The 14,921-nt window shown below is 39.4% G+C and carries 16 protein-coding genes; 8 read left to right on the top strand and 8 right to left on the bottom strand.

What is annotated here, in order from left to right; genetic code table 11:
- The first annotated feature begins 93 nt into the window (after positions 1–93).
- Positions 94–801: a DUF6040 family protein gene (locus AB5213_RS15250; RefSeq protein ID WP_368276888.1), complete on the top strand. Its 708-nt coding sequence runs from the start codon at positions 94–96 to the stop codon at positions 799–801.
- Positions 802–996: 195 nt separating this feature from the next.
- On the opposite strand, the gene AB5213_RS15245 is transcribed toward AB5213_RS15250, so the two are convergent.
- The 5 genes from AB5213_RS15245 to AB5213_RS15225 form a co-directional block, all read right to left on the bottom strand.
- Positions 997–3,324: an ABC transporter permease gene (locus AB5213_RS15245; RefSeq protein WP_006859032.1), complete on the bottom strand. Its 2,328-nt coding sequence runs from the start codon at positions 3,322–3,324 to the stop codon at positions 997–999.
- Between the two features lie 14 nt (positions 3,325–3,338).
- Positions 3,339–4,004 carry an ABC transporter ATP-binding protein gene (locus AB5213_RS15240; protein ID WP_006859033.1) on the bottom strand — a complete coding sequence of 222 codons (666 nt, stop codon included), beginning with the start codon at positions 4,002–4,004 and terminating at the stop codon, positions 3,339–3,341.
- 151 nt (positions 4,005–4,155) lie between these two features.
- Positions 4,156–5,187, bottom strand: coding sequence for a sensor histidine kinase KdpD (locus AB5213_RS15235; RefSeq protein WP_006859034.1), 1,032 nt, complete (start codon positions 5,185–5,187; stop codon positions 4,156–4,158).
- Positions 5,184–5,873, bottom strand: coding sequence for a response regulator transcription factor (locus AB5213_RS15230; RefSeq protein ID WP_009265522.1), 690 nt, complete (start codon positions 5,871–5,873; stop codon positions 5,184–5,186). The genes AB5213_RS15235 and AB5213_RS15230 overlap by 4 nt, the downstream gene beginning before the upstream one ends.
- Positions 5,874–6,122: 249 nt before the next feature.
- Entirely contained in the window at positions 6,123–6,362 is a 240-nt protein-coding gene (locus AB5213_RS15225) for a DUF6061 family protein (RefSeq protein WP_006859036.1), read from the bottom strand.
- Positions 6,363–7,079: 717 nt separating this feature from the next.
- Between AB5213_RS15225 and AB5213_RS15220 the strand changes: the two genes are divergently transcribed.
- Both AB5213_RS15220 and AB5213_RS15215 read left to right on the top strand, forming a co-directional pair.
- A complete protein-coding gene (locus AB5213_RS15220) occupies positions 7,080–7,277 on the top strand; it encodes a hypothetical protein (protein ID WP_368276887.1) in 198 nt (65 codons plus the stop codon).
- Positions 7,278–7,476: 199 nt separating this feature from the next.
- Positions 7,477–8,475 (top strand): aromatic acid exporter family protein, encoded by a 999-nt coding sequence (locus tag AB5213_RS15215; protein WP_173692287.1) that lies wholly within the window; start codon positions 7,477–7,479, stop codon positions 8,473–8,475.
- 80 nt (positions 8,476–8,555) lie between these two features.
- Here the strand turns inward: AB5213_RS15215 and AB5213_RS15210 are convergent, their stop codons facing one another.
- The gene (locus tag AB5213_RS15210; RefSeq protein WP_055249394.1) at positions 8,556–9,764 is read right to left on the bottom strand and encodes an MYG1 family protein; all 1,209 of its coding nucleotides are present in this window, start codon (positions 9,762–9,764) and stop codon (positions 8,556–8,558) included.
- A 68-nt stretch (positions 9,765–9,832) separates the two neighbouring features.
- Here AB5213_RS15210 and AB5213_RS15205 point away from each other — a divergent pair, with 68 nt between their 5' ends.
- Complete coding sequence (locus AB5213_RS15205; RefSeq protein ID WP_022220014.1) at positions 9,833–10,075, top strand: hypothetical protein; 243 nt, start codon at positions 9,833–9,835, stop codon at positions 10,073–10,075.
- Here AB5213_RS15205 and AB5213_RS15200 read toward each other — a convergent pair.
- Positions 10,059–10,547 (bottom strand): GAF domain-containing protein, encoded by a 489-nt coding sequence (locus AB5213_RS15200; RefSeq protein ID WP_055158593.1) that lies wholly within the window; start codon positions 10,545–10,547, stop codon positions 10,059–10,061. The genes AB5213_RS15205 and AB5213_RS15200 overlap by 17 nt on opposite strands.
- Before the next feature lie 11 nt (positions 10,548–10,558).
- Positions 10,559–10,966 (bottom strand): Rrf2 family transcriptional regulator, encoded by a 408-nt coding sequence (locus tag AB5213_RS15195; protein ID WP_055158591.1) that lies wholly within the window; start codon positions 10,964–10,966, stop codon positions 10,559–10,561.
- Positions 10,967–11,202: 236 nt separating this feature from the next.
- Here AB5213_RS15195 and AB5213_RS15190 point away from each other — a divergent pair, with 236 nt between their 5' ends.
- The 4 genes from AB5213_RS15190 to AB5213_RS15175 are packed head-to-tail and all read left to right on the top strand — an operon-like array spanning position 11,203 to position 14,919.
- Entirely contained in the window at positions 11,203–12,237 is a 1,035-nt protein-coding gene (locus AB5213_RS15190; protein ID WP_368276886.1) for a glutathione S-transferase C-terminal domain-containing protein, read from the top strand.
- Positions 12,238–12,249: 12 nt separating this feature from the next.
- Positions 12,250–13,287 carry a glutathione S-transferase C-terminal domain-containing protein gene (locus tag AB5213_RS15185; RefSeq protein WP_008369934.1) on the top strand — a complete coding sequence of 346 codons (1,038 nt, stop codon included), beginning with the start codon at positions 12,250–12,252 and terminating at the stop codon, positions 13,285–13,287.
- A gap of 25 nt (positions 13,288–13,312) precedes the next feature.
- Positions 13,313–14,176 (top strand): transporter substrate-binding domain-containing protein, encoded by an 864-nt coding sequence (locus AB5213_RS15180; protein ID WP_368276885.1) that lies wholly within the window; start codon positions 13,313–13,315, stop codon positions 14,174–14,176.
- Positions 14,176–14,919 carry an amino acid ABC transporter permease gene (locus AB5213_RS15175; protein WP_008369937.1) on the top strand — a complete coding sequence of 248 codons (744 nt, stop codon included), beginning with the start codon at positions 14,176–14,178 and terminating at the stop codon, positions 14,917–14,919. The genes AB5213_RS15180 and AB5213_RS15175 overlap by 1 nt, the downstream gene beginning before the upstream one ends.
- Positions 14,920–14,921 lie beyond the last annotated feature (2 nt).

Here is a 14,921-nt window from a genome sequence, read left to right as displayed (position 1 = left end):
AGAGCAGGGAACATTCAAGCCTTAAAGAACGACTTGAGGAAAACAAAAGAATTGTTGCAGAGCGAGAAAGAGAAAACGCACGCTGCCGAAATCATGACAGAGGAATGTCAAGATAAGCTAAGGCAGGCAGAACAGGAACGGGACTATGCACTCTCTCATCAGAAAAAAGTAGAGATACCGGTTGAAAAGCCGGTACTCTATCAAAAGTGTGGGAACTGTAACCAGACAGCTTATCTGAAAGCCAAGGAAAAGTATGATACGCAGAGAGAAAAACTGGAAGGCAGATATAAAACAAAAACAGCCATGTATGAAGCATTGATGTTTCTGCTGATATGGTATTCCGTATCAACTACTCTTTTTCAGATGATACGGTCAAAAATATTTATTTCTGATTGCGTGGTATTCTTTGATACAATCGCCACTTTTATACAGAACATTGCAGGATTGACTATACTGGCAGGGAAGAATGTGGCACAGGTTAGCAATGGAATATCCAATCCTGTCGTTGCCGGAATTATATACTGGATGATAAGAATACTGATTTCCGGTGGATGTCTGGTGGGTGTGGGAATACTTTTGGCATTCATCGAAATAAAGATTGCAGGGCTATATAAGAAATACTGTTGGGATATGATTACCATAATGGTGATACTGACAAGTGTTGCTATTGTCATTTATTTTGGAGAATCAATCAAAAAAGTACTGTCAGTAAATCTTCTATTGCTTTTCGTACTTTCGCAGGGCGCATATGTTGGAATTAGATGTTATCTTAAAGTTTGGTTAGAAAAAAGACCATATTAGTATTTTCAACTTACTGTATAGACAGTAAAATTACTCCATACCAGCCTAGTGAAAATTTACTGTATGAAAAGAAGTATTACAGAGAAAAAAGGCTGTAAAAACAGGAACAGCCAGCCCGAAAGAATTTACGGACTGGCTGTATCAGCAGAGTAATGTAATTGTGGAGCTGACCGAGATATGAAAAGCTTTCTATCATCAATTTCGCATTATTGCAATAACAGATTGCTTCTTCCATGAATGAATAAGCAATATTGTCATCAAACTTTCAAGCATAAACATAGCAACAGCAAAAAGAGTAAAAGCAACAACCGGAAATACAAATCCCGTAGACATGCCTGCATTTTTCAAAAATATACCGATTGCATATCCGCCGGGGATTCCAACAACAGCAGTTATAAGCAATGCAATCAAAGTAGTAAAAAGACCTTCCATCATAAATGCTTGCTTCAACTGCTTATTTGTCATACCAATAGATTTTAGTGTGCCCATTTCCTGTTTCTGTGATAAAAGATTTGTCACAGTAAGATTGATTTGATTGATGACCGCAAATATCCACAAGATGGCTGCAATCGCATAAGCTAATGTAAAACCTGCACGATTGTCTGATTGGTGTTCTACAATAAAATCTTGAAGGGTTTGTAAGCGAACATCCCTATTGTCAGAAACGAGTAATTTGAGTTCTTGCTCGATTATCTCCTGATATTCAGCTTCTGCTTGTATTTCGATTGCGTATGTACAGTCATAACCTGCAAGTTCTTTGAGCATATTTTCCGGCATTCTGAAAATATAGCCACCCATTCCATCATTGCTGGAAGTGATTGCACCAATTTTGAATGCTTTTGTTATTGTTTTACCACTATGATTTTTGAAATTAAAGGTCACAGTATCCCCAATTTGAGGTTTCCAATGGTAAACATCATAAATACGTTCGGGATCACTTACAACTAATTCTGTATCATCAGTAATATTTCCAGACAAAACCGCTGCATTTAGCGACGCCAAATCCTTTTCATTATAGCCGAGCATCAAGGTGCTATCTGAAATATCATTGTCTGTTGAGAAATCAACTGGTACGGTAGCATAAGTAAATATATTGCTAACTCCCTCTATATCTCCAACACGCTTTACATAATCAGAAAAATATTCTTTCTGCAAGAGAGCATCCAAATTTTCACTTTCGTTTTCTAAATCAATGCTGATTTTGAAATCTCCGTACTTCATATCCCAATAACGAGCCATACTCTCGGCATTAAAAGAACTCTGATAACTTGCTGCAAGGAAAAATATAACTCCGCACAGTCCCAATGATAAAATGGTCAATAGAGATTTTTTTCTGTTTCTGGAAAAGCTGATTTTCGCTAAATATACAGGCGTAATACGATGTCTTTTGTGAGTGCGGTAATTTACAATTCCCACTGGATTTTTCAGGGCGGAAATTGGAGAAGTATTCGCTGCAATTTTTGCTGGTTTACGAACACTAATATAAACAAGCAGTATTCCAAAAAGGCATGCGCCACATAGAGAAACAATAAATGCAAATACTGACCAGCCTTTTGATTGCAGACAATAGCTGATGATCGTTCCCATGATACTACCAATTAAAATCCCCGGAACTGCAAGCATATAACCCTGTTTAAGAACTATTTTATAAATTTGCTTTTTACTTGCCCCTATTGTCCGAAGCTGTCCGAACTCAGCAACTTTTTGTCCAACCGAAATATAGAAAATGCTGTAAATTACAAGTGCGGCAGCTAAAAACAAAATGGCAGCAACTACACCATATACCGCATAATTACTGAAGGACAAAGTTGTATTTACATAATCATAGTAACTGCTGACTGTCCAATTATTCAGTCCAGTCTCCTCTGAAATTTGAGATAATATTTCTGTTGCTTCGTCTTTTGTAAGGGTATCTGCATTTTCAAGCCAAACATATCCATTAAGCAGGTTATTTCCACGTAATTCCCGGCATTTTTCAAGTGAAACAAAAACAGGATAAGCGGTAGAAGTTTTATCATGATAAATACCAACAATAGTATAATTCTTCAAAGTACCATCCAGATTCAACTGAACTATGGCGTTGATTTCCGGAGACTTATTTTCACTGGCAAAAAAGGCATCTGTAACAGCAATTTCACTTGCTTTCTCTGGATATTTTCCGTCAAAGGCAGGAATCAAACTAAGCATGTCATCATCATAATAAATCAGAGACAGTTCTTTAGAATTTTCTTTCACTGTTTTGATATTACAGGAAAGTCCTACACTTTTTACTTCTTCGTTTGCTAACAACTTTTCTTTACTGTCCTGCGTAATGTCAAAGAAAATCCCTTGATGTAATCCTTCGATTTCTTTCTGATTTTGATAAATGATATTTTGCACTGTGAGCAACGACATCATTATCATAGCAACGGCTACAATAATTGCCGAAAGGCAAAATAAGTTTTTCTTCTTATCAAAACGCACACTTTTTCGTGCTAATTTTTTAATTACTGCACTGGTATCATTTTCAAAAGGATAATTCATAATTCCCACCTCCTTTAGCCAACAATTTTACCATCTTCAATCCGTACAATGCGGTCTGCGAGTTGAGCGATCTCGTTGTTGTGAGTAATCATTACAATGGTCTGATTAAATTCTCCGCTGGTATGCTTCAAAAGCCCTAACACATCTGCACTGGTCTTGCTATCAAGATTTCCGGTCGGTTCATCAGCAAGGATAATCGCAGGCTTCGTAATTAAAGCTCGTGCAATCGCTACACGTTGCTGTTGACCGCCTGAAAGATTGTTCGGCATATTTTCCAGTTTATCTTCTAAAGCCAACATATACACAACTTCGTCCATAAATTTCTGGTCTACTGTATCGCCATCCAGTTCCACAGGCAGGACGATATTTTCATATACATTCAAAATCGGAACCAGATTATAATTTTGGAAGATAAATCCGATGTTACGCCGGCGGAAAATTGTCAATTCATCATCATTCTTTTTTGCGAGTTCTTCTCCCCGTACAATCACGCTGCCGGAAGTGGGGGTATCAAGTCCTCCCATCATGTGAAGCAATGTAGACTTACCGCTGCCGGAAGTTCCAACTACGGCAACAAATTCTCCCTGTTCCACAGTAAAATTTACACCATTAAGGGCACGAGTAATATTTGGTTCTGTGCCGTAATACTTCTTTAAGTCGATTGTTTGTAAAATGCTCATATTCAAATGCTCCTTTCAAGGCTTTCTATCTGTTGATAAAGCCATTGTAAACCACAAATGTTACACAAATGTCCGAGATAGAAAAAATTTTTATCGAAAATCAGAGTGAAATGTTACAACGCTCGGACATTTCAAAAAAAGTGGTTATATCTTACCTTACAGGAAGCATAATAGAAAATTCTGAGCCTTGCCTCAGCTCTGAAACAACCTTGATATAGCCCCCTTGCCTTGTTACAATCTCACGAGCCAAATACAAACCTATTCCCACACCCTGTTGATCGTGTACTTCTTCCTCACGATAGAAGCGCCGGAAGATGGCAGCCTGATTGCTTTCTGAAATGCCCTTGCCGGTGTCGGTCACTTTGACCTCTACGTACATTTCCCACTGAACCACTGATACAGAAATCTTTCCACCTGACGGAGTGTATTTTACTGCATTGTCCAGCAGATTGAAAAGGGCTTCGCTTGTCCACTTGCTGTCATGGGAGATTATCAAATTTTCCGGGCAATCCACGGATACAGCAATTTCTTTTTTCTCTGCGGCATATACAATACTGCTCATGGCTTGTGCAAGCGTATGGAATAAGCTGCTGTCTTTCTTTTCTAATCGTATTGCTCCGGTTTCCAACCGGGACGTTTTAACCAGTGCTTGGAACAGAAAATCCAGTTTATCAGTCTGACTACGTATGCCTTGTAAAAAGTCCATCCGTTCTTCTTCTGAAACAGGCTTTGTTAAAAGTGTGTCCGTTACCATTTGCAAATTGCTGACAGGCGTTTTAACTTGATGTGAAATATCAGAAATCAGCATTTGAAGCTCCTGTCGTTCCATGTCTACCTTGTGCCGGTTTTTCTGCATAATCTCATACAACCGAATTAAGCGGTGGTTGATACGGGCAAAAAGAGTTTCACTATCATTTGACTTTTGTAATTCCTCGTTTCCATCAATCATGTTGTCCAGCGTCCGGCACAAATTAGAAGTAAAATGAGAAAGGCGTTTTCCAAAAATCAGCACCAATAGCCAAATCCAGAAAAACGCACAGAGTGTCAATGTTCCACCCACTATAAAAATTCGTATATCCTGCATTATACCGCCGAAAATACCGGTAATTACCAGCATAGAGAAAACCATGCCAGCACTAACCAGTCTACAAATTTTCTTAGCAGAAAGGTTATTCAGATTCATTTCTTTTCGCCTCCTGTCCATTGATACCCCATACCATAAACCGTTTTGATATATGTGTCGCCATCTGCTTCAATCTTACTGCGAATACGGCTGATAGAAGTAGTAAGGGTATGTTCATCTACATATTTTTCATCAACATCCCACAGTTTTTCTAAAAATTGTTGGCGAGTAAGTACCTGCTTCGGATTTTTAAGAAATAGGTTCAACATTTTATATTCCATCGCAGAAAGTGCTAATGGTTTCCCGTTCAAACTTGCAAATTGTTCCGAAAAATCCAGAAACAAGCTACCATCCTCGTAAATATCCTTAGCTGGTTTGTGATGCTCCAACATAGCGAACATGGCTTTGATTTTTCGCTGCAAAGCACTAATCGAAAAAGGTTTCGTGATATAATCCACTGCACCAGCTTCATATCCCCGTATCTGATTGCTTTCCTGATCGTTGGCAGTTAGAAATATAACTACTGTATCAGGATGCTCTGGCTTGATAAGACGGCATAGGTCATAACCATTTCCGTCTGGTAAATTTATATCCAGCAATACCAAATCAAAAATGTTTGTTTTTAATGATTCAGCGGCTGTCCTTGCATTCAGAACAGAAGTTATTGTGTAACCGTCCAATTCCAAATTATAAGTAAGCGTTTTATTCAAAAGATTATCATCTTCGACAATTAAAATATGCTTCATATTATCACTTCCTTTTCTTTTTGCAGATAGTATAACAGGCAAATGTCCGAGAATTGTTACAAGGACAAATATATTTTTCATTTTACAGCTTTTTTCTGTGTACTGCAATTTTATAAAAGAAAGGACAGCAGTGTCAAATTGCTGTCCTTTCTTTTATCATAGCTGGTAGTGTATAAGCGTGGGTTCATCATATCGGGTGTGGTATCTTTAACTACAGGAAACTCCCTACAACACTATCTCACTTCTTGCTTAATAAAGTTCTAATGAATCTTCTGTATCCACCCACATCTGTAAATTGCCATCAAGATATAATCTTGCATATTCCAAAGGCTCATCCACAGCCAATGAAGTAAGCGCACATTCTGATCCATATGTGGTTTTTAAATTTTTTTCAGCTTCCCAGCAATCAATGCGAAGCATATATCCAGCACTTGTGTAAACATCAATACTATCGTGGTTTATATTATATTCTGCATAAATTGTTCTCATCGTATCTTATCTCCATTTTCTTTTGATAATCAGTTACAGAGTTAAATATCGAAAACATTTCAATCAGTTCACCATGTCATTTTCATTTTGTGCTATAATGTGTTATCAGTTTTTTTGCCCTTGTATTTGCCCTTATCAGAGTTCGTAAACACTGGTGGGACGATATAACACAAGGGAAACAATAAGGGAAAGCTCACCTGCGCCAAACTTAGTGTTTTCAAAGGCTTGAGAGATATTTGATAATAAAATATAACAATTATTAAATCCCTTGGAATACATGAAATCTCAATTCAAGTTTGTATATTTCATCAAAAGTTGCATATTTAAATAAACAAGGGGAGATGGTAAAATGAAAGCTCATGAATATTGGTTTAGTCGCTATGGTGTCAGGAGAAATCCTGGCATCTTTTTTATGTCTTTTTGCACTTCAAAAAATAATTTCAAAAAATTTCTAAAATCATGTCCGATTTTGTCTCTCCCAATACAGAGTATATGCGGCTTTTTCTTTTCGTTCTTCGGCGAGTTTTTCTTTGAGATTTTCTTCACGCTTATCGTCGAATACAACGGCTGTATTATTCAAAAATTCTTTCTTCCATACTGATTTTAGTATATCAGATTCATTATAATCTGTCCGAAAAAGTGTCTAAATTTATGAGACCATTATAGGAGAGTAAAGATAAAAAAAGGTGGTTTATTAGTCTGTTAATCGGTATAATAATGATTACAGGGGTTATTTTGGATATTTGTAATATGAGCGTGACATGGATGTGTATGGTTGATGGTGAAGATAATCCAGAGCTTATTGAAAAAATACTTGTCATGCATGGAAAGCAACAGCAAAAACAACAGGAAGATCTGGATGATGCAGCAGATGCAGAAGGATGGATTGATGTTTGCAAAGAAACTGATGCTTAGCACAGGAAAATAATGGAGAAGCTGCAGGAAAATGAAAAAATCGAAAATACAATTCAAAATTATTTTTGGAGTGGAGCAGGTAGGATAGAAGTAAAAAAATATTTGACATAGTTATCCTGTTCTCGGTATCATAAATATGGATATAAAATCAAGTGCACAGAATTCATGGGAATATGTGCATGAGATCACGGGAGGAACAATGAAAAGTAAAAAGATCGGGATGCAGGCACTAAAAATTGCGATAGGAAGCAGTCTGGCGATTTACATAGCCAATCTGTGTGGACTGAAGTATTCACTGGCGGCAGGGAGTGTTGCACTTCTTACGATGGTGACTACAAAGTGGAAAACTGTCAAATTATCGGTAGCGAGGGTTGTAACATTCATAATTTCAGTACTTATGGCACTTATTATATTCTCGGCAGTAGAATCAGAATGGATGGCATATGGTATTTATGTGTTTTTTGTGGTTATTATCGCAGAGATGCTTGGATGGGGAGCGACGATTTCCGTAAATGCACTGATCGGAATGCATTTTCTGGAAGTCAGAGATTTTGAATTTGATTTTATTGCAAATGAATTTATGTTGGTATTGATCGGAATTACGATGGCACTGGTCCTGAACTTGTTTTATGATTATGGAAGTCAGCGCAAGGCGTTGGTCGAAAATATGCGATATACGGAAGAACGTCTGCAGATGATACTTGGAGAGATTTCGGCATATCTGGCGAATAAGGAAATGCAGAGAAATGTATGGGATGATATCTGTGCGTTGGAAAAAGAGGTTCAGGGCTTTATCCAGGATGCCTATGAATATCAGGATAATACGTTTCAGTCACATCCGGGATACTATATCGATTATTTTGAAATGCGTATGAAGCAGTGCAATGTGATCCATAACTTACATTATGAGATGAAGAAAATCAGGCATATGCCAGATGAGGCAATGATCATTTCGAGTTATGTGTTTGATATGCTGGTATGTGTGAAGGAACATACAGTTCCGACAGCTCAGTTGGATGAACTACATGAACTTTTTGCGATTATCAGGAACAATTCACTTCCAAAGACCAGAGAGGAATTTGAGAGCCGTGCGATGCTGTACCATATCCTGATGGATCTGGAAGAATTCCTTGTATTTAAAAGAAGGTTTGTGGATGGACTGGATGATAAAAAGCGAAAATTATACTGGGATAATTAAGCTCTCATTTGTCAAAAAGAATGTGTTATGGCACATTCTTTTTGACACTTTCAGATCATCAAATTCCTGATAATAAAAAATCAGGAACCGGATGGGATACGAATAATAAGTTTTTCACCGTTTTTTGTAACAGAAGTAAGAACCGGGATATGCTTTTTGCGAAGCTGATGCACGACCGGGTAAATAGAAAACATATCTCCATCGACATAGACAGCTTCCGGTTTCGTTTTCAGCAGATCTTTTACTAGATCTTTGATATATTTTTTCCACTCTGTTTTTTTCATTTCTATTTCAGCATAAATTCCATTGATATCTAAAGCAGGGAGATCAGGCAGAGGTTTGTGGATAATTTTTACATGCGTGAGTTCTGGCAGTTTCATTAAAAGTGTGTCTGTAGAAGTGTCGGAACTGAGATTTACAAGGGTAATCTCGTCAGTAAAGGTATCCAGACTGATCTGACATGCTTTTCGTGCATCTTCTAAAGTAGCTGTAGTCATCAAAAAGCCGCCCTTGTGACAGAAAGAAGCACTCGAAAGACCGGTTTCTTTCTGGAGTTCTTCATTTTCCAGACCGAGCCATTCAGATGGAAAACTGCATTTATAATTCAGGGAATATTCTTTTTTCTGAGGCTGGATACAGTAACCACCGCGGTTGGATGGAAAAATAACGAAAGCGATATCTGTTTCGGAAAGACGTTTCTGGCATGGAATGAATTCAGGAAGGACCAGAATACGGGAATCAGCTTCAGGATTTTGTGTTTCGAGAATTTCTTCGATCCGCTTGTCAGCACGTTCATTTCCAAGGTAACGGGCAAATTTATTGTCAAGGATCATTCCGGCAACACTGACTGCACGGAAAAAGGCTTCATCGGTTCCGCCATCTTCGTCCCAGGAAGGATTGAAGCTTCCAATCAGTGAAGCCAGTTCATTTTTTTCACCGGTATTATCATTATTATCCAGTGGCTGGACAAAAGCTTCGTCAAACTTAGCAGCAAGCTCTTCCCCCAGGATTTCGGTACCAAGTTCTTCCCAGAGAAGGCCGAATGCCGCGTAAGGGATGCCATTTTCACGGATGCGGCTGTCTTTCTGGTGATGGTCATATCTGCCGCGCCCAATGTCGAATATGATGCCGTCAAAGTCTTCGGGTACTTTATTACCACGAAGGATTGTAATTTCCGGATTTAAATATAATAACAATGCAGAGGAAAATACATCATCTGCGTGGAATTTTCCACTATGTGTAAATGCGGAAGCATCTTTTAGGCGGATCTTTTTTAATAATTCATTCATCTTAATCTCTCCAAATAAAAATAGTTTTGCTAATGTAATAATGTATAAGCAGAAAAGGAAAATGTCAAGTGTGGAAAATAGTAGAATTCCGGGCTGTTTCGCAGAGAGGATGGGGAGTTTTGTCAGGATGTGATAATAATCCGGATCATAATGTGCCATCACGCTATGAAAAGATTTATGGATTTTTAGAACTCCCGGATACGCCGGAGGAAAAAGTGGGTTCTCTCCGGCATCCGGGGGAAAAGTCACATGGATATGCAGCTGAGGTGATCGTAAGCTATCTGGAAGAACAGCTTATCTGTCAAAAATAGATTCCAGGATTCTGACAAAGTGTTCCAGCCCTTCCTGATCTTCTTCATCAAAACGGGCGAGAACAGGGCTGTCGATATCCAGAACGCCAACGATTTCATTTCCTTTATGAAGCGGAATCACGATCTCGGAATTAGAGGCGCTGTCGCAGGCGATATGTCCCGGGAACTGGTGGACATCCTTTACCAGCATAACCTGATCGTTTGCCACAGCGGTTCCGCAGACACCTTTACCGATTTCAATTTCAATACAGGCAGGTTTGCCCTGGAAAGGACCAAGGACGAGCCTGCCTTCTCTCATCAGATAAAAACCAACCCAGTTGATATTCAGAAGCGCATCACCGAGAAGGGCCGATGCATTTGCCAGATTTGAGATCTGGTGAGGGATTCCGTCAATCAGACCGCGGAGGCGGATTGAAAGCAGGGAATACAGTGGCTTTTTATCAACGGGCCATTCAAAATTCGAAGTATTCATAAAAAATCTCCTTAAATATTTCCGTTTAACACATCTTCCAATGTAATCTCGTAGAAGAAATCATGTACCATTCCATCAAATTTCTTCCACAGAGGGAGTGTAATGCACTGTTCTTCACGGCTGCAGACCTCGGCACCTGGAACCAGGCAGGCGACTGTAGCAAGATTGCCTTCCGCAAGTTCAAGAATCTCGCCGATAGTGTATTCAGAAGGTTCCCTGGTAAGCTGGTATCCGCCCCCTTTGCCACGGCGTCCTTTTAAGAGTTTCTTCTTTACAAGAATTTTCAGGACAATTTCCAGGTATTTTTCGGAAATTTCCTGGCGGATTGCGATCTCGTTAAGCGGAACATATTCTTCGTCCTTATGCTGGGCGAGATCAATCATCACGCGGAGTGCGTAACGTCCTTTTGTAGAAATCATAATTAGTTTTCCCCCATTTTTTTATATGTACAATAGCAGCACCAGAGAGTTTATGAACCCTGGTGCTTTTTTACCTATTATACCGTAGGGTTATATGTGTTTCAAGAAAAAAACAAAAAAATAAAATAACCTATTGACTTAGTAGGTAATAGATGATATTATACCAACTAAATTGATAGGAAATAAAGGTTATACAAAATAACCAGTACTGATAAATATGAACGGAGGAAGAAATAATGGCAGAATTTGATTATGAAGTAGTAGATGGAAGAAAGATCCGTGTACGTCCGCAGGAAGTTGTATCGGAAATAGATGAGAATGGATATTTTGTCCGCCAGCCAAATCATTTTACAGAAGGATTTGGAGAAGGAAAAAATCCGGTAGAAAAAGGCAGATACCATCTGGTATGGGCAAAGCTTTGCCACTGGTCTAACAGAGCTTCGATCGTAAGAGAACTTCTTGGACTGGAAGATGCAATCAGTGTCAACATGGTTGATCATGCAAAGCATGAGAAGAATCTTGGATGGGAATTCGTATACGACAAAGATCATATCGATCCGGTCCTTGGAATCCAGTTCTTAAGTGAAGCTTATTACAAAGCAGATGATGATTACACAGGAAGAACAACGGTACCGGCTCTGATCGATACAAAGACAGGAAAAGTTGTAAATAACGATTACACCTGGCTTACCAATTATTTTGAAGTAGATTTTAAACCGTTCCACAAAAAAGGAACACCGGATCTTTATCCGGAAGAACTCAGAAAAGATATCGATGAGATGAATGACTGGCTCTTTGATAACATTAATAATGGAGTTTATAAAGCAACCTTTGCAAGATCAAAGGAAGCTTACTGGGATGCCTATAATTCTTTTTATGCAGCAATGGATATTCTGGAAAAACGTCTGGAAAATCAGAGATTTCTCTTTGGAGATTATGTGACAGACAGTGATGTGAGACTGTATGTGACGCTGGCGAGACTGGATATTCGTTACACATGGCAGCTAGGACATACCAAACACCGCCTGATCGATTATCCGAATCTGTGGGGATATGCAAGAGACCTGTATCAGATTCCGGCATTCAGAAACAACACCTACTTTAAGGATTTCGCAAATCCAAACAACAAGAAGGTCGGCGCATTATTTTTTGAATCTTTCAATGCAAGATTTCTGGATGAGATCAATTTTGATGCATACTGGGGTGCACCGCATGACCGTGCACATTTAAGCAGCGATCCGGGCAATAAATTTAAGGCAGAAGAACAGTAGGAGGAACGAATTATGGCAGATTTCGAATATGTAGATGTAAATGGAAGACAGATCAGAGTAAGACCGAGAGAAACTGCACAGGAAATTGATGAATATGGAAATTTCCATCGTCAGCCCAACCGCTTCACGGAAGGTTTTGGAGAAGGGAAAAATCCGGTAGAAAAAGACAGATATATTCTTTTCTGGGCAAAAGGATGCAACTGGTCCAATCGGGCAGCGATCGCAAGAGAGCTTCTCGGGCTTGAGGATGCAGTGAAAGTTGAGATCGTAGACTGGACAGACCGGGAAGAGAATCTTGGATGGGAATTTGTAAATTCCCCGGATCATATCAATCCGGAAACGGGCGCACAGTTCTTAAGTGAGCTTTACTACAATGCGGATGAAGAATACACAGGACGTACAACGGTTCCGGCATTTGTAGATTATAAGACAAAGAAAGTGGTAAATAATGATTACCACTGGCTTACAAATCATCTGGAAACAGCGTTCAGGCCGTTCCACAAAAAGGGAGCGCCGGATCTTTACCCGGAAGAATTAAGACCGGAGATCGATAAGCTGAACAAATGGCTCTTTGAAAATGTAAACAACGCTGTTTATCGAGCGCAGTTCGCTGAATCCTTACAGGCATTTGCCGATGGATATGAGACATTTTTCGCAGGGCTTGATGCAATGGAGGAAAGACTTGCAGACAAGAGATTCTTATTCGGAGATTATGTGACAGACAGTGATATCCGTCTTTATACAACCATCGCAAGACTGGATGTGTCTTATTCAAGAAATATCGGACCTTGCAAACACCGTCTGGTAGATTACCCGAATCTGTGGGGATATGCAAGAGATCTGTATCAGATCCCGGCATTCAGACATAACACATATTTTAAGGATTTTGCGGCATCTGTCGATCTGAATGAAGCAGATGAAGAGTATTGGGAAAATACATACTATGATATCGTGGTGCAGGAAACAGACTGGGATACTATCTGGAAGACACCGACAGGAAGAGAATCACTCAGTAAAGATCCGGCACACAAATTTAAAGCAGAAAAATAACAGACGAAAGACGAGGAAAAATATTATGAAAAAGTTGGCAAGCATTTTAGCAGTTACACTGGCAGCAGGAGTCCTGGCTACAGGATGTGGATCTTCTTCAGGAAGTGCTTCAAAGGACAGCTCTTCAGACAGTGGAAAGACAGTAATCAAAGCAGCAACCGGAGCAAACGCAAAACCATATGTCTATGTAGGCGATGATGACAAGCCGGCAGGATACGATGTGGATGTACTGAATGCAGTTTTTGATAAACTTCCGGATTATGAATTGGAATACGAAGTGACTGATTTTGGATCTGTACTTTCCGGACTGAATAGTGGAAATTATCAGATCGGAGTCAACAACTTCTCTTACAACGAAGACCGTGGAACAAGTTATCTTTACTCTTATCCATATGACAAGATCAGCTATGTATTCGTAACAAAGAAAGGTGGAAAAGAGATCAAATCATTTGAAGATGCAGCAGGACTTTCTTTTGAAGGTGGTACAGGAATCAGCGTATCCAATGCAGTAGAAGCATGGAATGAAAAGAATCCGGATAAAGCGATCAATATTACTTACTCGGATGCAGATACATCTGTATTTTTACAGCATGTAGCAGACGGATCGCAGGATTTTACGATCATCGATCTGGCAATGTACAACTCTTACATGGAAGAATTTAACTATGATGTGCAGAAAAATGATATTCCGGAAGATGAAGCAAAAATGATTGCAGAAAACTCTTATGCATATTATATTTTCCCACAGGATCAGAAAGATTTAAGAGAACAGGTAGACAAAGCGCTGAAGGAGCTGAAGGAAGACGGGACCCTGACTGAGATCAGTAAAAAATGGTATGGTCAGGATGCCGCACCGGAGGATGATAAGTTCGAGGAGACGATTAACTAATGGGTAAATTATTTGATGGAAAACTGGTATTTACACAGATACCGCTACTTTTAAAATATCTTCCGGTCACAATGGAACTGGCTGTCACAGCAATGATCGCTAGTCTCATCCTGGGACTGCTCCTTGCACTTGTGAAGATTAAAAAGGTACCGGTACTGAAACAGCTGGTAAGTATCTATATCTCGGTTATCCGCGGAACGCCGATCCTGGTTCAGTTATATGTGACCTATTTCGGTATTCCGATGCTCCTGAAATATATCAACTTTAAATGTGGAACCAACTACAATGTCAATGGAGTCGCACCAATCGTATATGCATTCGTTGCTCTGGCACTCAATGAATCTGCATTTAACGCAGAGATCATCCGTGCGTCCCTTGAATCAGTAGATAAAGGACAGGTTGAGGCAGCAAGCGCTTTAGGAATGAATTATTTCCAGGCATTGATAAGGATCATCCTTCCGGAGGCAATCGTGGTAGCACTCCCATCCCTTGGAAATGCATTTATCGGACTGATCAAAGGAACTTCTCTTGCATTTGTCTGTTCCGTAGTGGAGATGACCGCAGAAGGAAAGATTCTTGCGGGAAGAAATTACCGTTACTTTGAAGTGTATATCTCACTGGCAATTATTTACTGGGTAATTACTTTCGTACTTGAGAGAGTGATCAGCTATCTTGAGAAAAAGCTCCGGGTACCGGAAGATGCACCGGCACTTTTAGATATCAGAGATACAGAGGTGGAATAAGG

The organism is Coprococcus sp. RTP21204st1_G4_RTP21204_210225, from assembly GCF_040915385.1.
In the GTDB taxonomy this organism is placed as follows: Bacteria; Bacillota; Clostridia; order Lachnospirales; family Lachnospiraceae; genus Allocoprococcus; species Allocoprococcus comes.
Note: the sequence above shows the minus strand (reverse complement) of the source record. Positions and strands in the feature narration are given on the sequence as shown.